Source organism: Sphingobacterium sp. 1.A.4, assembly GCF_002734245.1.
GTDB lineage: Bacteria > Bacteroidota > Bacteroidia > Sphingobacteriales > Sphingobacteriaceae > Sphingobacterium > Sphingobacterium tenebrionis.
The window spans coordinates 1-25,560 of the sequence record NZ_PEAZ01000071.1; the positions used below are offsets into that span (position 1 = coordinate 1).

21 protein-coding genes and 1 tRNA gene are annotated in these 25,560 nt (G+C 40.1%); 7 read left to right on the forward strand and 15 right to left on the reverse strand.

All coding sequences use genetic code 11. From position 1 onward, the window contains the following. From CRJ00_RS12145 to CRJ00_RS12170, 6 genes are all read right to left on the reverse strand, one after another. The coding region (locus CRJ00_RS12145; RefSeq protein WP_144038066.1) for a transposase at positions 1–233 on the reverse strand (233 nt) is incomplete at its 3' end. Positions 234–351: 118 nt separating this feature from the next. Next, the gene (locus CRJ00_RS12150; RefSeq protein ID WP_099367140.1) at positions 352–1,533 is read right to left on the reverse strand and encodes an RNA methyltransferase; all 1,182 of its coding nucleotides are present in this window, start codon (positions 1,531–1,533) and stop codon (positions 352–354) included. A 7-nt stretch (positions 1,534–1,540) separates the two neighbouring features. Then, positions 1,541–2,827: an ABC transporter substrate-binding protein gene (locus CRJ00_RS12155; protein ID WP_099367141.1), complete on the reverse strand. Its 1,287-nt coding sequence runs from the start codon at positions 2,825–2,827 to the stop codon at positions 1,541–1,543. Then, on the reverse strand, positions 2,784–4,334 hold the full coding sequence (guaA, locus tag CRJ00_RS12160; protein ID WP_099367142.1) for a glutamine-hydrolyzing GMP synthase: 1,551 nt from the start codon (positions 4,332–4,334) through the stop codon (positions 2,784–2,786). The genes CRJ00_RS12155 and guaA overlap by 44 nt, the downstream gene beginning before the upstream one ends. Positions 4,335–4,396: 62 nt before the next feature. Continuing rightward, on the reverse strand, positions 4,397–5,071 hold the full coding sequence (locus CRJ00_RS12165; RefSeq protein WP_099367143.1) for a GIN domain-containing protein: 675 nt from the start codon (positions 5,069–5,071) through the stop codon (positions 4,397–4,399). A gap of 17 nt (positions 5,072–5,088) precedes the next feature. Beyond that, positions 5,089–5,589 carry a hypothetical protein gene (locus CRJ00_RS12170; protein WP_099367144.1) on the reverse strand — a complete coding sequence of 167 codons (501 nt, stop codon included), beginning with the start codon at positions 5,587–5,589 and terminating at the stop codon, positions 5,089–5,091. Between the two features lie 131 nt (positions 5,590–5,720). Here CRJ00_RS12170 and CRJ00_RS12175 point away from each other — a divergent pair, with 131 nt between their 5' ends. Continuing rightward, positions 5,721–6,266: a hypothetical protein gene (locus CRJ00_RS12175; RefSeq protein WP_099367145.1), complete on the forward strand. Its 546-nt coding sequence runs from the start codon at positions 5,721–5,723 to the stop codon at positions 6,264–6,266. A gap of 214 nt (positions 6,267–6,480) precedes the next feature. Here CRJ00_RS12175 and CRJ00_RS12180 read toward each other — a convergent pair whose 3' ends face one another. Then, the gene (locus CRJ00_RS12180) at positions 6,481–7,188 is read right to left on the reverse strand and encodes a prolyl oligopeptidase family serine peptidase (RefSeq protein ID WP_099367146.1); all 708 of its coding nucleotides are present in this window, start codon (positions 7,186–7,188) and stop codon (positions 6,481–6,483) included. 198 nt (positions 7,189–7,386) lie between these two features. Here CRJ00_RS12180 and CRJ00_RS12185 point away from each other — a divergent pair, with 198 nt between their 5' ends. The 3 genes from CRJ00_RS12185 to CRJ00_RS12195 all read left to right on the forward strand — a co-directional run bounded on the left by CRJ00_RS12185 (position 7,387) and on the right by CRJ00_RS12195 (position 12,290). Continuing rightward, entirely contained in the window at positions 7,387–7,782 is a 396-nt protein-coding gene (locus CRJ00_RS12185) for a c-type cytochrome (RefSeq protein WP_099367147.1), read from the forward strand. Between the two features lie 220 nt (positions 7,783–8,002). Then, complete coding sequence (locus CRJ00_RS12190) at positions 8,003–9,229, forward strand: metallophosphoesterase family protein (RefSeq protein ID WP_099367148.1); 1,227 nt, start codon at positions 8,003–8,005, stop codon at positions 9,227–9,229. Between the two features lie 22 nt (positions 9,230–9,251). Continuing rightward, entirely contained in the window at positions 9,252–12,290 is a 3,039-nt protein-coding gene (locus tag CRJ00_RS12195; RefSeq protein ID WP_099367149.1) for an SbcC/MukB-like Walker B domain-containing protein, read from the forward strand. Between the two features lie 174 nt (positions 12,291–12,464). Here the strand turns inward: CRJ00_RS12195 and CRJ00_RS12200 are convergent, their stop codons facing one another. Continuing rightward, positions 12,465–12,980 carry a hypothetical protein gene (locus CRJ00_RS12200; protein WP_099367150.1) on the reverse strand — a complete coding sequence of 172 codons (516 nt, stop codon included), beginning with the start codon at positions 12,978–12,980 and terminating at the stop codon, positions 12,465–12,467. A gap of 834 nt (positions 12,981–13,814) precedes the next feature. On the opposite strand from CRJ00_RS12200, the gene CRJ00_RS12205 reads away from it, so the two are divergent. Further along, positions 13,815–13,896 (forward strand) — tRNA-Leu (locus CRJ00_RS12205). 87 nt (positions 13,897–13,983) lie between these two features. Here the strand turns inward: CRJ00_RS12205 and CRJ00_RS12210 are convergent. The 3 genes from CRJ00_RS12210 to CRJ00_RS12225 form a co-directional block, all read right to left on the reverse strand. Further along, a complete protein-coding gene (locus tag CRJ00_RS12210; protein ID WP_099367151.1) occupies positions 13,984–15,042 on the reverse strand; it encodes a hypothetical protein in 1,059 nt (352 codons plus the stop codon). 405 nt (positions 15,043–15,447) lie between these two features. Continuing rightward, the gene (locus CRJ00_RS12220) at positions 15,448–16,215 is read right to left on the reverse strand and encodes a hypothetical protein (protein WP_099367153.1); all 768 of its coding nucleotides are present in this window, start codon (positions 16,213–16,215) and stop codon (positions 15,448–15,450) included. Between the two features lie 13 nt (positions 16,216–16,228). After that, positions 16,229–16,765, reverse strand: coding sequence for an RNA polymerase sigma factor (locus CRJ00_RS12225; protein WP_180268486.1), 537 nt, complete (start codon positions 16,763–16,765; stop codon positions 16,229–16,231). Between the two features lie 118 nt (positions 16,766–16,883). On the opposite strand from CRJ00_RS12225, the gene CRJ00_RS12230 reads away from it, so the two are divergent. Together CRJ00_RS12230 and CRJ00_RS12235 are read left to right on the forward strand one after the other, a co-directional pair. Further along, entirely contained in the window at positions 16,884–18,878 is a 1,995-nt protein-coding gene (locus tag CRJ00_RS12230) for a PKD domain-containing protein (RefSeq protein ID WP_099367155.1), read from the forward strand. A 68-nt stretch (positions 18,879–18,946) separates the two neighbouring features. Beyond that, positions 18,947–21,490 carry a CHAT domain-containing protein gene (locus CRJ00_RS12235; RefSeq protein WP_180268487.1) on the forward strand — a complete coding sequence of 848 codons (2,544 nt, stop codon included), beginning with the start codon at positions 18,947–18,949 and terminating at the stop codon, positions 21,488–21,490. A gap of 87 nt (positions 21,491–21,577) precedes the next feature. On the opposite strand, the gene CRJ00_RS12240 is transcribed toward CRJ00_RS12235, so the two are convergent. From CRJ00_RS12240 to CRJ00_RS12255, 4 genes are all read right to left on the reverse strand, one after another. After that, the gene (locus tag CRJ00_RS12240; RefSeq protein ID WP_099367157.1) at positions 21,578–23,332 is read right to left on the reverse strand and encodes an OmpA family protein; all 1,755 of its coding nucleotides are present in this window, start codon (positions 23,330–23,332) and stop codon (positions 21,578–21,580) included. A 189-nt stretch (positions 23,333–23,521) separates the two neighbouring features. Beyond that, the gene (locus CRJ00_RS12245; RefSeq protein ID WP_099367158.1) at positions 23,522–24,196 is read right to left on the reverse strand and encodes a hypothetical protein; all 675 of its coding nucleotides are present in this window, start codon (positions 24,194–24,196) and stop codon (positions 23,522–23,524) included. Further along, the gene (locus tag CRJ00_RS12250) at positions 24,196–24,534 is read right to left on the reverse strand and encodes a PadR family transcriptional regulator (RefSeq protein WP_099367159.1); all 339 of its coding nucleotides are present in this window, start codon (positions 24,532–24,534) and stop codon (positions 24,196–24,198) included. Before CRJ00_RS12250 ends, CRJ00_RS12245 begins: the two co-directional genes overlap by 1 nt. 51 nt (positions 24,535–24,585) lie before the next feature. Continuing rightward, the gene (locus CRJ00_RS12255) at positions 24,586–25,143 is read right to left on the reverse strand and encodes a DUF4256 domain-containing protein (RefSeq protein ID WP_180268488.1); all 558 of its coding nucleotides are present in this window, start codon (positions 25,141–25,143) and stop codon (positions 24,586–24,588) included. Between the last annotated feature and the right edge of the window lie 417 nt (positions 25,144–25,560).

Consider the following 25,560-nt stretch of genomic DNA (forward strand, 5'->3'; position numbering starts at 1 on the left):
TTGTGGTCCAGGGCGAGGTCCGCATACATCTGCTTGAGACGGCGGTTCTCTTCCTCCAGTTCCTTCATACGGCGCAGCTCTTGGCTGTCCATCCCGGAATACTTCTTCTTCCAAGTGTAAAAGGTTGCTTGGTGGACACCCAACTCCCTGCAGATGTCCGAAGTGCTTTTACCCGATTCATGTTGCTTGATCGCAGAAACAATCTGGCTCTCGCTGATTCTTGTCTTTTTCATTGTACTGTTCTAAGTTACGAATTTTCGCGTTTCAGACAGTCCGAATTTTCGGGAGGGTTACACCTTAAATTGTGATTAACAAAAAAAAGGAATGCAATCAGCATTATAAAGAATTCAATCAAGAAGACTTTTTCAAGCGGGCAACGAACATGGAGTCCGCTTTTTTAGTATACCCTGCAATGGTCCGCATTTCTTCCACTTCCAACCCAAACTCGGCAGCCAACTGATTCACCACTTCCTCGTTCTCCTGTGCATAAACCGAACAGGTAATATAAACCAGCGGTTTACCCACTTTCAGATAAGGGATTACATTACTCGCAATATTCTTCTGTAAATCAGCATAAGCATCAATATCCGACTTTTCAATTTTGGAAAGCATTTCAGGCGTTCTTCCCCAGGTTCCAGAACCAGAGCATGGCGCATCCAAAAGAATCCCATCAAAGGCTTCTCCGGACATCAGGTTTTCTACCGGTGTACTCAGATCCAAGATCTTTTTACGGAAATAGGTCTTCACCCCCGCCCTTTCAAAGCGCTCATCCAGGTTCCGAAGAATACTCAAACGGATATCCGAAACCATCAATTTGATATCAGGTTCTTTATCCAATAGCAAAAGAGATTTGCCTCCAGATGCTGCACAACAATCCCACCAGGAGCTTTTAGGTGCAAATTCTACCCCATCTAAAGTCTGTTGGGAAGATAGATCCTGAACCTCATATGCCCCATCAATCTTCCTGAACTGCTGTAGATTGGTCCCATTGGCCAATGCCAAGGTCTGAGGTGCAATAATCTGGTACTGCACTCCTTGACGATCCAGTTCCTTTTTAACCACATCTTCTTTTCCTTTTTGAAGGCGGATGTAAAGGTCAGGTTGAACAAAATGGGAAATGATAAATTCTTCTTTATTGATCGACGGAGAAAGATCCTCCAACAATGGAAAGACATCCCCAAGGAAATCCCCATAGATACTGCTTATAAATGCAATCTTACTAAGAAGATCATCCGAAATCCTGGAAATCCAATCCGGTTGAAACAACGCAACAGCAGCACTTTCGCTTTCACATAAAAACTCGGCAACCACCAATCGCTCCTGCAGACTTAATGTCGACAATGCCTTTCCTAAACGGAAAAAATGATAGCAATACCTGGAATTCATCCGCCTATCGGATGAACCCATCTGTTTATTACTTTTATAGAATTGTGTCAGATATCGGGAGAAAGGTTCATTAAACGAGTAAGACGCCATGCATCTCTCAAAATTACGAACCTGTCCCTGAACTCGTTTCGGATTAAACTCCAGCATGAAATGATTATTGAAAAGAACCGTTCCTATAGGTCCTAAAATTCACCGATTGGTTTACATAGCCCCATTGCGGATTATAACTGAATTGATAATTGGAAAAGATCCCATTGTATTTTTCATCCACAATCTTTTCGGCATAATCCTGACCATATTTATTCAACATTGTCGTGAAGAAGCGTCCCGCATCATAGCCTTTATAGGCATAATCCGAAGGATCAACCTTAAACTGCGTTTTATAGTTTCTTTGGAAATTCTGTACTTCGGAACTCCATACTTTCAAATGGCTCTCGGAAGTAATGGTTGGATCCATGCGGTAAAAATTATCGTAAGGACTAAAATCTATCCTTTCCCAAAGTGGGTGTCCGAATAATTTGATGCTGTTTCCACTACTTACCAAATTATCCAAGGTACTTACAAAAGAACGCAATTGGGTTCTTTCAGTCGTTCCACAGACCACAAAGGCATAGCCAACATCAGGCATCGCCGATCCCAATTGGGAAGTGGAAGCAATATGCTTGATGATAACATTTGGATTGATCCTTTTTAGTTCAGCATCAAAGCCATCGATAAACTGACGGTGATCATTATCACGGGCATCAAAAACGATTACCACATCGCCTGCGCGATATTTCGCATTGATCTCATTCGCTACAGCACGCATGTGGATGCGGATTGGTGGCGTAATGGAAACCAGGTTGCTGATATTGAATTCCGTTGGCATAGAAGCTGCCAAAGGACTTACCTGAAGTACTTTTTTGTTGGTATTCGCTCGTGCAAAAGAACGGATCTCCTTTGGATAAACAGGGCCAACGATCAAACTCGCTTCCGTCACATCCTTAGTTGCCGCCAAAGTCACATTGCGAATCTCCGAATCCTGGGAATCCATCACATTTATCTTAATGTTCCCATTTTTCTTGGAAGCTTCATTTACGCCCAATTGAAAACCTTGATAAAAGTCCAAGGCCAAAGCCGAACGTTTCACATCGGCTTCCACCACATTATGCCCCGCCACCTTATCCAATTGGAAAGGAAGTAATAAGGCAATGTTAGGGCTTAATTCCGCTTTTTTGGCTTCTTCATTCTTTTTTTCTTCCGCTTTGGTGGTAGGTTTCGTGGTTTCTGAACCTACATTACCTCCGTGGACGGTAGGATTACGAAGTACACCTGTTGTTTTTGGCGTACATGAACTCACAGCAAGTACTGCCCCAAGGCATACTGCTGTGAATGCACGATTAGAAATATTTTTTAGTTTATTCCCACTCAATGGTAGCTGGTGGTTTTGAACTGATGTCATACACGACTCTGTTGATTCCTTTGACATGATTGATGATTTCATTTGAAATTTTAGCTAGCAAATCGTACGGTAAATGAATCCAATCAGCTGTCATGCCATCCAAAGAGCCTACAGCTCGAAGGGCAACAACATGTTCGTAAGTACGTTCATCGCCCATTACGCCCACTGATTGTACAGGCAAGAAAATAGTTCCTGCTTGCCAAACTTTATCGTACCATCCTGATTCTTTTAAATTGCGAATGTAGATGTCATCTGCCTCTTGCAAAATTCGTACCTTTTCTTCTGTAATATCTCCTAAAACTCGAATTGCTAGTCCAGGTCCTGGAAAAGGATGTCTTCCAAGGATGGCCGGATCAACTTCTAATGTTTTACCAACTCGACGAACCTCATCTTTGAAAAGTGTTTTTAAAGGCTCAATAACCTTTAATTTCATGTAGTCAGGTAATCCACCCACATTGTGGTGAGACTTGATGGTTGCCGAAGGACCTTTGACCGAAATGGATTCGATAATATCTGGGTAGATGGTACCCTGACCCAACCATTTTGCCTCTGCGCCTTCAGGAAGTTCTTTTTGTATCTCTTTGGCAGCCTCATCGAATACATCGATAAAGGAAGCACCAATAATTTTACGTTTTTGTTCAGGTTCTGATACACCTGCTAGTCTAGAAAAGAATAATTCTTTCGCATTAACACCCTTGATGTTCAATCCCATGTTCTTGTAGGAAGCCAAAACCTGCTCGTACTCATCTTTACGAAGCAAACCATGGTCTACAAAGAAACAGTGTAATTTACTGCCGATAGCATGGTGCAACAATACCGCAGCTACGGTTGAATCCACCCCTCCAGATAGGGCCATGATCACATGGTCATCTCCTAACTGTGCTTTCAACTCCTGCACGGTAGTTTCAACGAAAGCATCTGGCGTCCAATCCTGATGACATCCACAGATATCGATCACAAAGTTTTTCAATAAAACCTGGCCATCGGTAGAGTGGGTTACTTCCGGATGGAATTGGATACCGTAGGTATTCGTTCCTTGTACATGATAAGCTGCAACACGCACTTTATCGGTACTGGAAATGATGGTGAAATTACTTGGAACTTCTTTGATGGTATCACCATGGCTCATCCATACTTGGGATTGTGTAGGGATACCTTTTAATAATGCATTCTCTTGGTCTACGAACTGTAGGTTAGCACGTCCATACTCACGTATTTCTGATGGTAAAACATCTCCTCCAGATTTCTGGGCAATGTATTGCGCTCCATAACAAACCCCTAATAAAGGGTATTTCGCTTGGATAGCTTGGAAATCGATTTGAGGCGCATCCTCCTGGCGAACAGAATAAGGACTACCTGAAAAGATCACTCCTTTTACCGTATCATCAAATGCTGGAAGGTTGTTGAAGGGATGAATTTCACAATAAACGTTAAGCTCTCTAACGCGACGTGCAATTAACTGCGTATACTGAGATCCAAAATCGAGAATGATTATTTTTTCTGACATGGCGCAAAGTTACAAATCACGGATGATTTTTAAGGAGATAAATTAATGAAAATTAAACATTATTAATGAAAATTTATCTTTCCTCCGGCAATTTTACGCTGTTTGGTTTGTGCAGGTTTGCCATACACTTCAATGCTCCCTCCCATCCTGGTTTCCACATCTGCCGATTCTGAGGCATTCACTTCGATTTTACCACCGGCATTCAACCTGGCAAAGGCACTTTTAACCTGTAAATCCTTCGCGAAAATGGAAGCTCCGGCTGTGGATGTTGCGGATAAGGATTGGCTGGAACCTAATAAGTCAATGCTTGCTCCGGTTCCTGCAATAGCTTCAACAGCGTTACTGCCTACTTTAGCCCGGATCTTAGCCCCTTCGAGCGAAGTAAAGAACAGGCTATCGCCCTGTAATTCTTCTTGTTCCACATATAATTCGGAGCCTTTACGTGCGGTTAAACGGTTCAATCTTGGCGAATAGACCATCACCTGGGCTTGATTTCCTTTCATCAAGAAACCGGCTTTCATTTTTAAACGAAGGCTGTTTCCAGCGATAATGATTTCTACTTTATCTGCCAATTCCCCTTTAATTTCCACCTGACTGCTATCACTTGGGATCACGGTTACCCATAATCGATCGGTAATATCGAGGGAAGTAACTTCAGGGATGACCTGTTTAATCTGTGCGAGGGCAAATTGAGCGCATAAGCTAAGGGCTACTACGAAAAGGAATTTAATGTTCATTGTGCTAATATACTTGTTTATCTACCTAATAACGCTAATTCTTCGGTAGTATACATATTTGCACCCTTTAAATATTTGTAAATTTTTTCTTTCGTAAACTTATCATCCAATTTATGGAGGTTGTTTTTGAGGTAATCCTTATCTCCTTTGATGGCATCGTGATAGCCTAAGTACTTGGGAATGTGGTACTGTATGCTGAGTCGGATGAAGCGAAGCTCTACATTGTTGGGATTGGACTTTAACTCTTTTTCCAAGCGGTCTCTGCCATCCTTAAAGAACCCCATTTTCTTGAACGGATTGGAGGTATGTTTGGCCATGAACATATGAAAGGCTGCAGCATATCCGCGTTCGACCGGTGTATCGGCTTGGTCATCCAAAAGATCCAAATATCGTTTACATAATTTCTCATCCTTCACCCCTTTATTGAAATCGTTCCGAACAGCATTCAAGTCCAATTTTTGCGCCTTAATATCATCGGTTATCAATAGCACAAACGCGATCAACAGTACTCTAATCATAATTATTCCTTTGGTTTATAAATCTTAAAATACAAAAAATGTTTTGATTTTCCGTTAATGGAACAATTTTTTAAGCAAATATGTTTTATATTTAGGGAGACAATTATTCAACCACTAAATCCACAAGTACTATGGAATCAAATGAAAATGAATTCAATCCGCAACAGCCAAATGAACATCGACCGGAGCAATCCGCTTATGGACAACCTGATCAACATGTAACAAATCCCTCTTTCAAATCTAAGCTGGAATTAACGATTTTTTCCATCGAACATCTCCGCGAAATTGCCAAATGGAGTAAATTCTTGGCCATTATTGGATTTGTCGGCATTGGATTAAATGTTTTGGGTTTAGGATTTTTCTTCTTATTAGCTCCAAACATGTCTCCGTTTGCTGCCGAAGGCTTAAATATATTCGCTGGATTTGCAGGTTTTATTGGATTTGTATTTATTATGGCGCTTTATTTCCTGCCAATTTTATGGCTTTATAGATTTGGAGATAATTTAAAGAAAGCGATTGATATGAATAATTCCGCGGAATTGGAATCAGCTTTTGGATTTCTGAAAAAGCATTATAAGTATGTAGGAATCTTGATCATCTGCTTTTTGGTATTGTATGGCTTGATAATCGTGTTTAGCATGTTGGGTGGTTTATTTGCTGCTATGGGAACTTTGTAGGTTCTGGGATTCACAGCCATCGCCCCTGACCGCGTCATTGCGAGGAGGCATCCCAGCGTCATCTTTGGATGATTGTTGCGTCATTGCGAGGAGGCACGACGAAGCAATCTTTACCCATCTCATCCTGAGCATAATCGAAGGATCTGTACGGCTACTAGCGAACAGATCCTTCGACTACGCTCAGGATGACACTGATCAGGATACCAAAAACAACCTACTTCCCTCCATTAAAATTATCCCCTTTCGAATACTTAAACATAAAATCATAAATCTTCTCCCCATGGAATAACCTTTCCACACTTCCATGCGTCCCACCAGGAATAATCGTCAAAGTTGCATCAGCATTCTTATTACACTTCTTGATCGCATTATAGATCTTCTTACTCTCCGAAGCCGGCACGGCCGTATCTGCGCTTCCATGCTGAATCCAAACCGGTACTTGCGTCAAATTACACGCATAGGAAACCGTTCCACCCCCACAGATAGCCACCGCCGCAGCAAAACGGTCAGGATACTTCCCCGCCACATCCAACGTACCATAACCACCCATACTCATCCCGCACACATAAACACGATGCCTATCAGCAGGATAATCCTCCAAAACCTCATCCAACACTTTAATCACTTTATCCGGATTCCATCCGTTGGAAGTCTGCGGAGCCACCACAATCGCATCCAAATCCTTCCCCCGCTCGATTGCCCTAAGAACACCATACCGCTTAACCCGATTCAAATCATGCCCCGATAAACTTCGCCCATGCAAAAAAACAATAACAGGTAATTTCTCTTTTGCTTTAACATCTTTTGGAACTCTTACCCAATACGAATAACCGGACTTAGCTTTCACAGCCTTCAATTGAGCCTGTGCAGAAAATGCTGTAAACGATAAAATAACAGCTAATACAATAACGATTCTTTTCATGTTTTTCAATAGGAAAACCTAGGGTTTTCAGGTGATTTATCTATAAAAATAGGGTCGCAAGATAGCAACTCCAATTTTTACCGACAAACCAAACGATACAACACGCTGTTTTCCAGTGTAATATAATTTCTCATGACATTATTATTACATTTCTTTAAAATACTTAGTATATTGCATTACCTATCAAAAAAATTGCACATGAAAAGAACAATGATTACCCTGCTAGCTGTCTTCGCCATCGTCCTTGGATTAACAGCTTTTAATCAGGCAAAACAAGAAGAAAGACCTAAAAACTTAAAAGTATTACCTAAAAATATCTCTCACGAGGAGCTGGACAAAGTCATGAAATCATTCAACATGGCCTTGGGCGTAAAATGTAACCACTGCCATGCCCCAAAAGCAAATGGCGAACGCGGATTGGATTTCGCTTTGGATACCAACCCAAACAAAGACGTAGCGAGGTACATGATCAAAATGACCAATCAGATCAACAAAAAGCATTTCAAGCATGAGCATGAGGGTAAAGTAATGAACATTACCTGTAACACTTGCCATAATGGTAAAACAGAACCTCATACCATCTTAAAAGATTAATATAAACGTCCCAAAAAGACTCAGGTAACACCCTAAATAGAAGTCCATATTCCTCAGGAATAGGATTTTAGATGTGGTCGGTTGTTCGGAACTAGGTAAATAGTTCAGACCATCTGACCACATTTTCTTTTACACGAACGGATAAGTTTTGACATTTCTTAACGCCTAAGCTGTTGAAAAAACTGTACTTTTAACCATCACCTTAACAAAAAATTGATTCATGCGCATATTACATACTGGAGATTGGCATCTTGGCAAAAAGCTCGACTTCTTTTCCCGAATGGAGGAACAACGGGAGGTCATGGAAGAGATTTGCGAGATCGCTGAACGTGAAGAAGTGGACTTAGTACTTGTGGCAGGCGATCTGTTCGATAACTTCAATCCTACCGTCGAAGCCACGGAATTATTATATAAAACCTTAAAAAGACTGACAAACGAGGGCAAAAGACCGGTCATTGCCATTGCAGGCAATCACGATTCGCCCGATCGTATAGATTCCCCGGATCCGTTGGCTAGAGCCTGTGGCATCTTCTTTTTTGGATATCCCCATATGGAAGTAAGACCACTTACGGTGGAAAATGCCTTTGATATCATCAAAGTGGATAAAGGGTTTATGGAAATCAAACTTCCAAAATACTATTATCCGGCCCGAATTATAGCCACCCCATTTGCCAATGAAATCCGTTTAAAACAATTTCTGGGATTTGAGGACAAGGCCGCTCAATTGCAGGAAGCCCTTAAAGAGAGCTGGAGTTCCCTGGCGCAGCAATATTGCGACGGCTATGGCGTTAATATCCTGACAACACACCTGTACATGTTAAAAAGAGGTGGGGAAATATTGGAAGAGCCGGAAGGGGAAAAGCCGATCAAATTAGGCTATGCGGATCTGGTCTATTCAGACAGTATCCCCCAGCAGATTCAATACACCGCTTTGGGACATTTGCACCGCTATCATCAGATTGGTCCGGAAGATAGACCAGTGGTATATCCAAGTAGCCCATTGTGCTACTCCTTTTCTGAAAGCGGACAGGAAAAACAGGTGGTCATTGTAGATCTGGAACCTAATAAAAACGCATTGACACGAACAATTCCATTGACAAAAGGGCGATCCTTATTCCGAAAAAGATTCACCTCCATAGATGAGGCAGTCGTTTGGTTGCATGAAAACCCGAATAGCCTGGTTGAATTGACTATAGAGAGTGATACCTTCCTGACGGCACAGGATATGAAACGCCTGCATGAAGCCCATGATGGCATCATCCATATTATTCCGGTGGTCAAGCAGGCCAATCAACTTGCCAATACCTGTGAACATGTTAACCTGGAGCAAGATATGAAGGATTTGTTCATCGATTACTTCAAGTCAAAATACGGCCAGGAACCTAACGAAGAATTAATGTTATTATTTGATGAGGTATCTGCGAATACCCTAGAAAAGGAAGATTAACCTAGAAAAGGAAGATTAATTTATGCTGCCATTATCACTGAGCATTGAAGGGCTTTACTCCTATCAGGAGAAGCAAACCATAGATTTTACCCAATTAACGGATGCCGGATTATTCGGCATCTTTGGCGCTGTTGGCTCCGGAAAATCATCCATTTTGGAGGCCATCAGTTTTGCCTTATACGGCGATACGGAACGGTTGAACAAAACCGACAAACGCGCCTACAACATGATGAACCTCAAATCCAATCAAACACAGATTGTATTTGAATTCCTCAATTACGAGAACCGAAAGTTCCGCTTTGTTGCCCAATGGAAACGGAGGAAGAACTTCGAAGACACCACGCCTATCGAACGTACCGCCTACGAATGGAAAGAGGAAGCCTGGATTCCCATGGAATCGGCGGATGGTGCTTTGATCACCAACCTCTCCTACCCCAACTTTCGTCGTACGATCATTATCCCACAAGGACAGTTCAAGGAATTTTTGGAGCTTAAAGGAAAGGAACGTTCCGAAATGATGAAGGAAATCTTCTTCCTGAACAAATTTGACCTGGGACCAAAAGTATCCCATCTTCAAGCTGCGAATAATCGCAAACTGGAGAATCTCAGAGGAGCGCTCTCCGGATTTGAGAGCATCTCCGCGGAAGCCTTGGAGCAGAAAAAACGGGAAGTGAAAGAAGCGAAGGAAACGTTGGTGCAGACCCGCGAAACCTACCAGGAACTTTTGGATAAGGTGCAGCAGATCCAGGAATTCAAGGATAAGCAGATCGAATTGCAGCAAAAACAAGCGCAATTCGCCGAGCTCCAGCAGAGCAAGGACAAAATACAACAGCAGGAAAAAGAGCTGAACAAATACGAGCAAACAGCAAATGCCTTCCGTGAGCCTCTGAACAACCTGCAGGCATTGAATACCGAGCGGGAAACCCTGATCCATAAGATAGAGAATCTTCGTGCTACAAAAGACCGTCAATCCCATGAGATCGATGTGATCGATAGGGAAATACATGCGATCCAATCCGATTACCTGAACCTGAATAATTTCAGGACACAGGTCGAAGATTACAAACTGATCCTACAGATCAAAGAGAATGAACGTAAGATCGAGGAATCGGAAGTACGTTTGGCGAAAGGCACTCCTTTTGTGGAAAGGACCAAGCAAGCTGAGTTGGAACTGGCGGCAAAAAGCCAGCAATTGGAAGAAGAGCTGGAAAAGCTGAAAGCCCAAAAAATAGACAGCAGCCAATTGATTGCCATGGAAAAATGGTATCAGCAAAGGGAAAATTTCCAACAGCAGATCCAACAGGTCAAACAACAGGCGGAACAGTGCAAGCACGACATCGAAACTGAGCTGAAAGCCTTCAGTCAGGAAGGCTACCATTTGGACAATTATGAAGATATGATTTCCAAAGAGCTGCAATTGCTGGAAAACCAGCTCTTACAGCAACGGGAACAGGAGACACAGCTTCAGGTGCAGGCAAAACTGAGTACATTTGCCAATGAACTGCAATCAGGGCAAGCTTGTCCGCTCTGTGGCGCATTGGACCATCCTCAACCCATGGTGGCGGAACATATCCAGGAAGAGCTTCAGAAAAGTAAAGATCTTCGGAAAAACCTGGAAGTAAGCCGTACTGATTTCCAAACCTTAAGACAAAGACTTAGCTTAAATGCGCATTCGTTGGGCACGCGTAAAGTACAAGAAGAACGGTTGACGTTGGATCTTCAGCGATTGGATTCTCTGATGGAAAACCACATCCATCAGTTTAACTGGGAAGGATATTCTACAGAAGATCCGAATGCGTTTGAGGCGCAGAAACAGAAATTAAAACAGAATGAGCAGCAGATCCTTGATCTGGAAGCCCAAATAAAACAGACGCAATCCGAACTTTCGAAAACTCGCGAGAATATCCAGAAATACGAAAAGGAATTGGAAGTCATTCGCAATGAAATTTCCGTTTTTCAGGGCGTCAATAAGCAGAACCAGGATAATCTGCAGAAATTCCAATTTTCGGAATTTGTCGCGCAGGGCTTGGATGAGGTAAAAAAGGCCAAATTGACCTTGGAGACTTCGGTTGTCCATATAGAAACCACCTATTTAAGCTTGAACCAAAAGGTCAACACCTTCCGCACAAAATTGGCAGAGGTGGTGGGTCAATACCAATCCGCTATCGACCAGTTGAGCGGTTTCAACCTTCAATTGAAAACCCGAAAAGAGCAGTTGACAAAATTATTGCAGGAGTTCAGGTTCAATGATATTATTGAGGTGCAACAGATCATCCAACGGCCATTGGATGTAGAAAATATCCGCCAACGGATTCAGCAATTTTATGTCCGTTTGGAGGTGTTGGAGACGCAGATAGCCGCTTTAAAAGATTTTCTGGTTCAAAAAACCTACTCAGAAGAGGAATTGGAGACCACCCATGCCCTATTCAATCTGAAAAAAGAGGAATTGGAACTTCAGCTTTCCTTAACGGGTGGATTGGAGAAGGAATTGAACCATCTATCGGTGGAGTTTGGCAAGAAAGAAAAATTATTGGAGGAGTTTGATGCCTTGAGCAATCGCGGAAGCAATCTAAAGACCATGGAGAACCTTTTCAAGGGTAATGGTTTTGTAAATTATGTTTCGGGAATTCATTTAAGGCAGATGTGTGAGATGGCGAATCATCGTTTCCATCGTTTGACCCGGAACCAGTTGAGTCTGACGATCAATGAAAGCAATGAGTTTGAAGTGATCGATTATTTGAACAATGGTTACCGGAGATCGGTAAAAACCCTTTCCGGGGGGCAAGGGTTCCAGGCATCTTTATGTTTGGCCTTGGCCTTGGCCGAAAACATACAATCCTTGAACAAAGCGGATAGGAACTTCTTCTTTATCGATGAGGGTTTTGGAACGCAGGATGCTGATTCCATCAATACGGTTTTTGATACGCTGCAATATTTGCAACAGGAAAACCGCGTGGTTGGGATTATTTCGCATGTGGAAGAACTGAAAGAAAGGATACCTAGTTCTGTGACAGTGGTAAAGGATCTGGAGGATGGTTCCAGAATCAATACCATGAATTAAAAAATAAAGAAAGGCCACGCATCGCTGCGGGGCCTTCTTCAATTAAACATATAACCACTAACTAATATTACTAACCTAATCAACCAATTAGAATTACTAACCTCTTTTTATTATTTTGAACTAATCTTACTAACTATTTGAACTATTCTGTTTTTTTTGAACTATTCTATTCGCTTAACTATTTGAACTGTTCTCTTTAACCTCTTTTGTTTCTTTTTCTATAGGCATTTTACGGTCCATGCGTTTATGGCGCATTTCACGGGTTCTGAATTCTTTCCCTCCACGTTCAAATCTTCCTTTTTTTCCATCTGCCAATTTATCTTTAAAAATCGCCAACTGTTCAGGTGTTAAAAGCTTTTGGAAGGCGTCTTGTTCCGCTTTCATTTCTTTGCGGTGGATTTCTCGCGCTTCGATCATCTCATTGCGTTTTGCTTCCATTTTTTTAGCTTTCTCCAATTGGAAAACATAAACTTCTTTTTTCTGAGCTTCGGTAAACTTCAACTCTTTATCCATATGTTCAGTCTTCAGTTTCGCAATCTCTTCTGGAGATTTTGGTTTCATTTCCTTCCGGTCAATTTTCATACGACGTTCTTTTTTAACATCCTGACGTACTTCTTCTTTCTTTTCTTGTGAAAATGCGGAGAATGAAATCCCTGCGACCAATGCTGCTATAGTGAATATCTTTTTCATATGATTCTATTTTTATATCGTTTTTAAATTTGTTTTATACTCTTTTAGAGGGAGGAAAAATCAAAACGTTTAATTGGAAGTATGTTAATCAATGTTAACTTTTGTTAAGGTTTGGTTTGGGGCTTAAGTGAGATTTAAGTGACATGTAAGTGAGTTGTAAGTGCCAAAAGTCACTTACAACTCACTTACATGTCACTTGGATTATGGATTCATTAAGAACCAAAGGTTAATTCTAGAGGCATGTCTTGGATCCTATTGATATGTTTTTTTGATATGGTACTTAGGAAAGTTAAAAGAAAATGGTCACCCTTAGTCTAATAGGGTTTTATGTCCAAATCAAATAAGTTTATGAGAAAAGGAGAAATGAATAAATAGTATATTTTATAGAGAAATTGAAATTAATCAATTTTAAACGGAGGTTATTCCAGCTTGAACGGAAGCTATTCCAACTTTAACTGAAAAAATAGCTATAAAGGAAAAAAATAATAAGAACTCCTCCAATAAAATATAAGCGGTTGTAAAACCTGCCTGGCTTATTAGATTTTTGCAAGATTACACCTGCAATGATACATATCGCAGCTAAGATTAAAAAGGCTAATTGTTCGGTTACCATGTTTACAAGATAGGGAAAAAACTAAGCAATGCAAGGGTAATTTGATTGAATTTTACTCTTAATTACCTATTAAAATTATTTTCTATTTTAGAATCTGAGTTTTAAAATTCAACTACACAAAAATAAATAGGCTTAAAATCAATAAGTTTAGGGCATAGGATAAAATTATTTTTGGAGAATAAAGTAGAAGCCCTATATTTGCATCATTCCAAACGGAATATGCCCAGGTGGCGGAATTGGTAGACGCGTTGGTCTCAAACACCAATGAAGCAATTCGTGCCGGTTCGATCCCGGCCCTGGGTACAGTAGACAAACGAGGATTTTAGGATCCTCGTTTTTTTTTGTCAAAAAGCGCGATTCTGCGCAATTACTTGTTGAAATATACCTATGTTAATCAATAAACTGTGTTTTGATTAAATTTAATATATCTATATTAAGTAACAACATTGCCCCATAAAAACTTCCAAAAAATATTATAACCAATGTGATTATTCCTACAATATTAAATTTATTTTTCTTTTCACCAATCAAAGGAGATAACAGACCTATCATACTTGTCCAAGACAACAATAATAAAAGTATTGAAGCCATGCACCGATACCATGGGGCAGATGAAAACCATGGCAAAATGATTATTGGGAATAAACAAATTGAGAAAATCACAATAATCAGGGATTCAATAAATCTATTGGTAGTTTTCCTATTTCTGTAAAAATAGGTCACATTCATATTTAAAACATTTGAATATGGTATAATAATAAGATTTCCAGAAACAACTTTTATTCTAACTCCTTTAAAATCTTTTCTCTTTGTAAAGCGCCTTGTTTCCATTAAGGAAATATATTCTAAAGAACCTTCTTTGTTAGTTTTATAATTATACAAGATGCCTGAATATATTAACGAATCTCCTGATGTCTCTTTCACAATTAGGTCAAGTTGAGCGGTGTCAAATATTCTGTAGTTCGAAACAATGTCTTCATCAAAAATTCGCTTATCATCTCGAAATAGATATTTCCATTCTGAATCAAATCTAAGTACTGGAAAAATAACATCTAGCTTAAATTTACGAATTATATTAAATCCTATTAATCCTAATGCTGCAGCTAATATTAATGAACTTAGCATTTCAACCAAAATATACAATATCTGAGTTACTGAAATAATTGGCAAAGAATTATTAACCAATTTTTCATGAATGTTACTCACACGATTATAATAATCAATGAATTCTATGGTTGACACCTTGCTAGTCCATATAATCATTAACAACACCGTAATAATTTGGATAATGAATCCACAGAAAAGACTAGTTATTATTCGATCGGCAAAATTTCCAATCCCAGGTGATTTTTGAGGATTATTTTGATAAAAAAAACGTTTGAAAACTATTCCCGGGACTATCAGGAATAAAATATAGGTTAATGAAAGTATAGTTAACCCAAAACTCATGGAGAAAGATTTAGATAGAAAGCGTTATTTGGGTTTTATCTGATAGGGTTATCGTTTTTGAAATCTGTTTACTTCCTTTCTCTAATTCTGCTTTCAATTCATATATAGTATCTATATAGAGCTTTTTATCTATTGGGTTATTAAATAGTCTTTTCGTATCAACACTAATCACGTCTATATCCGGAATAAAGAAGGATTTAAGTATAAATATGATATTATCTTTAAGATGTTGTAGAAAAAGCATTTCTTAAAAAGGTTAATTACGAATACTTTACAATAATAAAAACATTTTTTTAAACTAACTACTAAGTGATATTAAATTTATTTTATTTTCATGAAATTGATTATTTCTCTAAGAAACAATCGCAATTAAAGATAGTGCCGTACTTTTTTTAAGCCTATCTCTTAGTGATATTTAGAAATAATCTCCAACAATTCTTGTGCATCCTCATAATGCTTACTTTCCCTAGAAACCTTTTCTAAATACTCCACCGCTTCGGAATCCCTTTCCAACTCATGTAAAGAAACTCCCAGGTAATAACAAGCATCCTGCTGAAAAACCGATTCCCCATCCGCAATGGGCGTTAGCTGGTCAACAGCCATTAAAAAATCCTTTTTCCCCATCAAACTCAATCCCAAAAAATAGCGATACTGCAACAATTCCGGTTCCTTCGCCGATAACTCCTCAAGAATTAGCGTACTTTTCTCATAATCCTTACTATTATATGCCTTTACTGCTTCCTCATACCTATTTAATTCAGGATCCTCTTGCCCACGAACAATCTCAGAAGGCATATCCGGAAGTTCATAGTTATAACTTGAAGGAAAGAAAAAGAATTTACCAATAAGCAGCAAACAGGCCGCTGCAACCAATGGAATTATCCATTTTTTCCACGATACCACCTTAATATTTTCAGGGCTTATTTCTCCATCATCTGCCTTGGCGTCCCTTTCCCCATCCCTAATTTCTCGTTCTACAGCCTTTAATGTAGTCCGCAGTTCCTCCTCCTTCGACCCCAACCTATCCTTCAAAATCCCATGCATCTCCTTTTGCAAATTCAGTTCCTTCCCAAAATCCACATCCTCCCTGAGCAAACGATCAAATTCCAACCGATCCTCAGCCCGCAAAACCCCATCGATATAATCCTGAATTAATTCATCTCTTGTTTTCATGATCTTAAGCTTTTCATGATCTATTCATTTTAAAAAAGGGATGGTTCCGCAATTTTTCGCCCAATTTGGCCATACATTCACTTTTCTTCTTACGCAAATAGGCATAGCTAACACCCAACATTTCCGCAATCTTCTCCTGATTTTTAGAATTCATGCACTGCCTGATGATTTCCTGACATCGTTCGCCTAAGGTCATCAACTGCTCCATCAATAAGTTTTCCTTATCCACCTGCTGCAGATGGGCTTCATAGGCTTCCATCGAATCATCCACACTATTAGATAAACTTTCTTCTGCATTTGTTACCTCCACCCCCTTTCTTTTCTTCAATACATTCAACCATTTTCGTTTTGATACCAATAACATAAAGGACTCTATGGAAGTGCCCAGCTGAAAATCCCGATCCCTCGCCATGTGGTAAATATCAACCAAAGACTCCTGAAAAATATCATAGGCATCATCCTCCGATCCGGAATTGGCCAAAATCATATGTACCACTTTTGGGGTACATCGCTTATAGATGGTCTGTATCCCAGCATGATTGTTTTCCAAAAGAAATTGAATGAGCTGTTGGTCAGGATGCATAATAATGGTTAGTATTTCGTAAATTTAAAATTATTACTTAATAAACCTATATTATTCAGTAAAAAAATCACCAATTTTCAGCCATATGAAAAAATATTTCCTGCTTTTGCTCTGCCTTTTTTGCAGTATTTCAAGTTGGTCCCAAGATACCCTTTTGGTGAGGCAAGATACCTTTCCTTCCCGAATAGAAACCGTTTTCCTCGATTCAACCATCAAATTCAATCCCATCATTCGTCCATTAGTTCCGATTCCAGGTGGACGGCAGGCTTATTTTACCTACCTCTGGGATTTCGGAGATGGTAATTTCAGTACCAAAGAATCTCCTGAACATCAATATGCCAGACCTGGCGATTATGAGGTTTCCTTATACATTGTCAATAATTATGACAACGGGCCGAGACCAAAAAAACCAAAAACAAAGGTAAAGGTAGAAAGCCGATATGCGTCCAACTCCAAAACACCAAACTCTTTTGAACAGCAATTCTTCAAGTCCAATGGGATATTCCAGATCTTTAAGAATGCGAATGCGGTCCCTGGCGAAGATATGTCCTTAGTCGTTGGTGTAAAACCCACCACAGAAAAAGGAACTATCCTGATCCTGACCAATGAGAAATTGATCAATCCGAATGGATTTCTCTTGGCGAACCAATCCCAATACCACCAGGAAAGAATCATTACAACAGAAAAAAAACAAGAATTGGATAGGTTATGGGCGAATGTCCAACGGACATCCATCACCCAAAGTGGAAGTCCGGATTATGGGCTTATCGAAGAAATTGAATTTAAACCCAACGAAGCCAAGAAATACTTCCATGAGTTGTTGGACGAATACAATACCGTTTCCCAATATGAGATTGATGCCACGATTGGAGAAACCCAATTTTCCATTCTGAACATGGATATCACCCCGGAGATGCTTGCAGATACAAATGCCATCATCACGGTTACCGGGATCTATCTAGCCGAGGGAAAAGACCCCATGATCCATAAACTGGATGTTCCCATTATTAAATCGCATGATCCCAACAAAATGTCGGTTCGTCCCGCCTTGGTGGATTATAGACTGCAATTCAAGAAAAAGAAGCTGACCTATAAAGTGCAGTTCCAGAACGACGGCGAAGGAGATGCCAAAAACATCCGGTTAGAAATGTTTTTTCCCAAGCAGATTAATACCCGATCGTTTAAATTGCTGAACCTATACCCGGGCTGTGATACCTGCAAAACCGCCAATGATCTGGGTTGCTATACTTATGAATTTGTAAACGACGATAAGATCATCTTTCATTTCCGGGGTATCGCATTGCCCGGTAAAGCCTCTCCTACCCTTACCGATCAGGACAGCAGTAAAGGTTTTATCCGTTTTACTTTACAGACGCATAAAAAACTACAAAAACAGACTTTAAAAAGCCATACTGATATCTATTTTGATAAAAATGAACCCATCCGGACTAACAATGCCAGTTTGCGGTTCAGACCCGGGCTTTCGCCTATCCTTTTCCTTGGCTTAAATGCGCCAGCAAAACCTAAGGATGATGAAATTGGAAAGATGACCAAAGGGCTAAGCCTTGGCGTTGGTTTGGCACCAATCGCACCGTATAAAAGGCCCTATTGGCAGGTGGAACTGTATGCCAGTACCTTCGGAACAGACCTTAATTTACAGGGAATTAATCGAAGAGGTGAAATCCAGATACCCGATGGCAAAGGAGGATTGGTTTACCGAACGTATGGCAGCTATGATTCCATAGCCAAAAAGCAGTATCTTTCCCTACAGATACCCATTCAGGTTCGATACAACATCAACAGGTATATCTCGGCAGGTATTGGCGCCGCGGCTAAAACAACGATCAACTATAAAAACGATGGTCGAACGACTTATCATATCTTAAATGCAAATGGGGAAACCACACCGTTTGACCAGGAAAATATTCCAGAAAAGGAAAAACGATCCGCTTTATTATTTTCGCCCTTGGTCGATCTAAATATCGGTAGAGCCTACCTTGGTCCTGCATTCGGCATCCGGTATCAATATGACAAGACTTATAAAAGTAATCTAAATTTCTATTTGATGTGGCGTTTGTAAGATTAACCTTTTTCCTGACGTTCATTGGGTGGCTAACTGCTTGCCAGACAAACAAGCAGGACCTTCGGATGAAGACCGCATCAAAAGACAGTATCTCCAATCAGGAACTGGATTCCCTTGGGGAGATTGCGTACGATGGATATGAATATTATGCGGCTGAACCGGAAGCATTTATTGCAAAACTATCAGTGGAATCGCTTCGTCCTGAACAGCAGGAAACCTATCGTTGGATTCTGCTTAACATGGCCTATAATTTCCTGGAACATAGCCGGTTTTTGGCATCTGCAACCTATTATGAAAGAGTTTTATTACTGGAAAACAAAAATCCAATCCTATCCTTGGAAGATCGGCTGAATTACCTATCTAAACCCTTGGCCAACCTCTACAGCATTTTCGGTGAATTTGGAAAGTCAGAAAGATTACAATTACAGGCAATCCAAGAGTCGAACTCCGCAGAAATTAAGGCCGGATTTTACAACAACCTACTCTTGTTGTATCTCCATGATGGCGAATTATTGAAAGCGAAACAGGCTGGAAATAAAGGCTTGGAATTAATGGTCACAGGTAATCAAAATGATAAAGTGCGTATGACCAACCTGCAGGTTTTGCTGTTGAACGGTTTATCCAAGGTGTTCCTTGCTGAGGAAAATCTCGATTCAGCCATCTACTCCAATAACCAGGCACTCCAAATCAGTTCGAGCATTCCCTTGAAAACAGAGACCGCCGCTGGACGTATTTCCGCTATTACTCAACAAGCTGAACTCCTCTTCCAAAAAATGGAGATTGACAAGGCCTTTCCTTTGTTGAACCAAGCCATCCAATTGGAATACCAATATTTCCCTACAGCGCGTTTTCGGGAAAAAGCCGTCTTAGAGAACTATTTAGGGAACTATCATTTACATAAAAACAAGCTGCACGCAGCCAAATCCAATTTCTTGAAAGCCAAGCAACTCCTGGAAAAACAATCCTCGGGAACTGCAGTTTCCAACTACAGTTTAGTGGAGACCTACCGAAATTTGGCCAAAGTTCAAGATAAAAGCGATATCGATTCTATGCTCTTTTACTATAGTCAATCCATGGAAAAAGAATTCGCTTACCAACAAAATAGAAGTACGGATAAGGACCATTTTGCAGGCAATATCTGGAACCGAAAGCTGATGGAAGAGATTTTTAGTGAAATTGGTGATATCAGTAACCTTACGCAGAATCAACAGGCTGAGCTTTTATGGCTTACGGAAATAGCAAAAGGACGGCTGTTATGGAACGACATCAATCGATCGAATCATTGGGAGACCGATAGCACGGAATTGGCTGCCGCAGGAAAGGAATTACAAGAACTTTATGCCAAACGGGATATGATGCAGGATTCTTCGGAAATTAAGGAAATCAATGTCGCGATTTCCAAATTAACTGCAGATTTCGAGCTGGAGGAAAAATATTTTGAACAACGTCGGAAAATCCCAAGTAAGGAATTCTTCCTCCAATCTTTAAAGGAGCCAAATATTCAGAAATATGCCTATTACATCCATGAAAACGAGTGTATTTCCATTTTTCAGGTTGTAGATGGCCGTATTCTTTACCATAAGGTAAATATGGAAAACCTTCTTCCCCAGATAGCAGCTTTCAAGGAGAAATATTTCAGCCAATCGCCGCAGGCTTATAACCAAAACCCTAAAGTATTTGCTGAACAGGCCGGATTATTGGGATCGGAATTATTACCTAATCTTCAGAAATCCATAAAAACAATCCAGCTATCCCTTGACAATGAATTGCATGTTTTACCTTTCGAGACGCTTATGCCCAACAGGAAATTCCTGGTCATGGATCATGATGTACAATACCTACATTCGCTCCTCACCTTTGAACTATTGAAGGAAAAAGAATTTCCAAAACAAGAACTCCAAGTCCTTTACCGCCAAGAATACGACCCACCATTGGTAGACCTACCTTTTGTCGAGAAAGAAGTTCAATTTTTAAATCAGCATTTTAATGCCAATTCCTACCCTTTCAGCAAGCTGAATAAAATGACCTTGGAAAACATCTGGAAACAGAAATCCATCGTGCATATCGCAGCACACACCGTTCTCCAACAGGATGGGAAGATTAAACTGATGCTGCAACAGCCCATCTCTACCGATCAACTTCGTTATTTCCAGATTTCTTCTTCTCTGGTGGTTCTTTCGGCTTGTAATACCGCTAGCGGTGAACTTCTTCCATCCGAAGGTTTGGCGAGTTTGAACAGAACTTTCATCAGCAAAGGGATTCCCGGCGTAGTCGCCAACCATTGGTATGCGAATGATGCTGCAACGTTGGATCTGATGGCTAAATTCTATGATGAACTCAGCCAAAGTGGAAGTCCTGTTGTGGCTTTAGCCGAGGCCAAACGTTTGTATCTGTTGGAACAGGATGACATGGGCAAGAACCCTTGGTATTGGGCAAATATGGTCTATACTGGGGCTAATACAAAAATAGACCTACAGCAAGCTGCAGGTCTACCACCAGTTTTTCGCTGGCTCGCAAGCATATTAACTATAATCCTTTTGTACCTGTTGTCCTATCGACTAAGGAAGACTGATCCGGATGAGGTACCAGAAGTAACCTATAATAAATAGGAACAGGGAGATTCTTTTGGGTTGCAGGTCATCGATCTGCAAGTCCTGGTTTTCTACTTTTTCCATGATTTAGATTATTGATTAATATTAGTAATTCAGCACTTTGATCTCCGTTCTTCGGTTTTCCTGATGCTGTTCTTCAGAACAATCGACCCCATTTCCACAATGGTTCAATAACCTCGATTCCCCATAACCTTTGGCTACCAATCTTGAACGTTCAATTCCTTTACTCATCAGATAAGCAACTGCAGCATTGGCACGTTGTTGGGATAAACGTTGGTTGTAGGCATCATTTCCACGACTATCGGTGTGGGAAGAAAGTTCGATCCGTAGCGTTGGATTCTGTTTCATCACGGATACGACATTATCCAGTATCACTGCAGCATCCTGACGGATATTGGATTTATCAAAATCATAATGAATGTTCTTCAATACCCAATTACCACCTGCGACCAAATTGCATACGCCTAGTTTAAGGGTCACATAGAGCGTTTTCGAACGGTCAAGTCCTTGGGTGCTGACTAATTCGGTTTGGGAATAACGACCTGCCTGGTTGGCTACGATGCTGTAGTCCGAACGTTGATCCAGTTGGTAGATGAATTTCCCTTCGCTATCCGAAGTTTGACTCAAATTCGATTTATTAGCAGCATTGGTCAGCACGGTGGCAATGTTGGGTAGATTTTGATTTTTATCACAATCTACGGTTTCCCCAATCAAGGTAAATCTAGGGTCGTCATGGTAGATTTCTCGGTAAATGACCGCCTCGTTGCCTGCAAAATCAGCAGCGGACAAAGTTAAAATTTCAGTTTTGATGCCATTCTTTTCGCCTAGGATACGATACGTTCCTGCTTGAGCTTCATTGATCTTGGATATCTCCCCGTTCGCATTACTGATCTCATTATTGGAATATTGATCAGATTCCACCGAAACCGTAACTCCACTAAGGGCTATACCTGTCTGTTTGTCTTTCACTACGATCTGAATGCTTTTTGACTGTGGCTGTTTATTAGGCACTACGGTTTCCACTACTTTAGGCGCTTCATATTTTTCAACGATCTTCTTTCCGAAAATATACTTGATTCCGGCACTTACATTCACACTTTTATAAGGCGTTTGTCTTGGCGTAAATCCTTCTTCAAAATGATCTGTAAAACTTTTGATTGCTGTGTTCTCATCGATAGGTGTACCAGCAGGCATACGTTCTTCCAACATGAATTGGGAAGCCTTTCCTCCGAATTTGCTTCCAAAGGACTGCATATAATCTGCTTGTGCGAATACCGCCCAATTGGAACTTAATTTGTAGTTGAAACGTAAGCCGGCCAAACCTACCCAGGTATTTGCCTTGTTGGTTGAATCGTTGAGGGTTCTTTTGATGGGCAAAGTGGTCATGCCTACTGCACCACCACGGTAATGTAGATTGGTTTCATATTCCGGAAACCGCTGCAACATCATCCCTCCCCGAACAAAGGCTTCTAATTGGAAGTTTCCTTTTTCATATTTATAAGTGGGACCGAAAGTGAAAGCTAAATGCTGAAATTTGGCTTTATTCTTATAATTGGTTTCCATAAACCCATTGGCAAAGAATATGGAATCTGCTTTGGAAATGCCATGGCTGATCCATCGGGCATCAAGGCCTAAACCAAATTTATTTCCGGTGAAATATTTATCCATGAATAAACCACCCAAGTATCCTGTTTTGGTTTCAGGTAGGGATTTATAGGTTCCCAAAGGGAATGATCCGCCTCCAAATACACCGACTTGGAAATCGCCTGCCTCTTTGACCTGAGCCATACCAAGTAGAGCGAGGGTCATAAACATCATTGATAGTAATAATCTTTTCATAACTGTAATTTTTTAGTTTATAATCTTGTTCTTTTTATGATTATATCAACCCGATAAAGATTATGTTACCCCCCTATTTGAATTTTTTTCAAAAAAATAGACCCAGGATTGTGGGTCTATTTATATTTTCCAAGAATTTTATGGCTTTAGTTATAACATTAAATAGCTTTTATTTTATCAAATGGCTTTTTAGGAATAATGTGTCTCCAATTCCATTTCATCTACTCTTTTAACGATCAGTTTTAAATTTCGGTGGAATATATCCAAGATACCTAGAGCCACATAGATAAAAACCAAAATAAGAATATTGTATAAAGCTAATGGAATATATTTGCTGAGCCATTCTCCGGAAATCAACAAAACCAATATGGTAAACATAGGGATCATCATACCAATATAAGATCTGTAAAGCTTATATTTATTGTAAATAGGCTTGTATTTCAGTAGATAAACCGGGACGAATATGATAATACTAGCAACCAATCCCATTTTAATCCCGTCCCAAAACGGATTAGCGGTAAAAGGAATGAAATATGCAAAAAGAGTAAAATACAGGATATAAACTGGCGATCGCCAGCTTTTCATGAATATCCAAAAATCTCCTGGAAGACTCTTTACGAATTTATTCTGAAGACTAAGGTCAAAGGAATCTTCAATTTCTGAAAAACCCATTGCCCCAAAACTTTGATGGGCTTGTACCATGGCTTCTTGTAAATTCAATGTTGGACTCTCCGTCATCAATTCTTCCACCTTGCAGGCAAAATGATCAAGAATCTCCAATTGAACATCCACAAAGGTATATCCTTTATGCTCAATAAAGGCTAAAAGCTCCTTTAGCTCTGTTTTATTCAATTTCCTTTCCATTAAGATATACTTGGTTTTGCATTCAAGATCAGCTGAAGTTTCTCCACAAAAGTGAGTGCATCCTGCACTTTGGCCACTTGCTCCTCTTTTCCCTTTGCTGTTAAGGAATAATATTTCCTTGCCCTACCGTCTACTATCTCCGACTCCGTGGCCAACAAACCCTCTGCCTCTAATTTATGCAGAGCTGGGTATAATGCACCTTCTGTCAACACAAATTCGCCTTCGGTTAATTGTTTGACCTGTTGGGTGATCTCATAGCCATACATCCGATCCGTACCTGACAATAATTTCAGGATGATGGTCTGCAAAGTACCTTTCAATAATTTGGAATCCTTCATGTAAATTAGTAATTATAAATCTAATATACATAATTTTCTTAGATATATAAACTATAAGATAATTTTTCCGCGAAATCCTCTTGCAGCATAATAAGACTCTGCTCCGTTGTGATATATGAATACTCGGTTATAGCGTCTATCGCCAAAAATAGCGCCTCCCAAATCCCGAACTGCTGCTGGAGTTGCTAGCCAAGTGCTGGTTTTGAGGTCAAATTTTCCGTAGGATTGAAGGGTATGGTATTCTTCTTCGTTCAATAGGGTGATACCGATTTCTTTGGCGAAGCCAATTGCGCTGTGTTTGGGTTTGTGTTCTTTTCTAGAGTCTAAAGCATCTTGATCGTAGCAGAAACTTCTTCTGCCCTTGGGGCTTTCCGCTGCGCAATCGACAAAAATAATGTCTTCGGAGGATTTGGATAACGAAACGACATCGGGTTCTCCTTCAGTTTCTTCCATTTCATTGATGATGTATAGTTTTTCAGGGTTTTGTTGTAAGGATTTTGCAACTGTTTCCCAGGAGATATTTGGATGTCTATCCATGTTCTTTTCAAAACGTTTTTGAAGGATTTGGAGTAGTTCTGTGGAACTTTCTGGGGTTAGGGATTTTTTCATGGTGATGGGTTATTTGATGATTGAGTATAGGTAAAATTTAAAACTTGAGGTCTAATTTAGTTAAGATTTTTGTTTTTATAAAGGTGTTAAATTATAAGCTTACGTCATTGCGCGGAGACTTTCCGTCCTTTAGATTTGTATAATAATAGAAAGGGTTAATTGTTTAAGTTAGCCTTTTAGAAAGATTACCTAAAACGGTAGCGGCAAATTCTCTTTCCGTGAAGGTTTTTATACCTAGGCAATGATCAAATCCGCTACCGTTTTTTCCCTTAGTGACCAGATAACAATTAGGGCAATACCCATTATTAAGGACTAGGATCGATGGGGTAAAAACTAGGTAATCTGTACAAAACTATAAAAAACAGATCACATGGCAAACAATCCCCACTCTTTCATTGGCATCGACGTTTCAAAGGA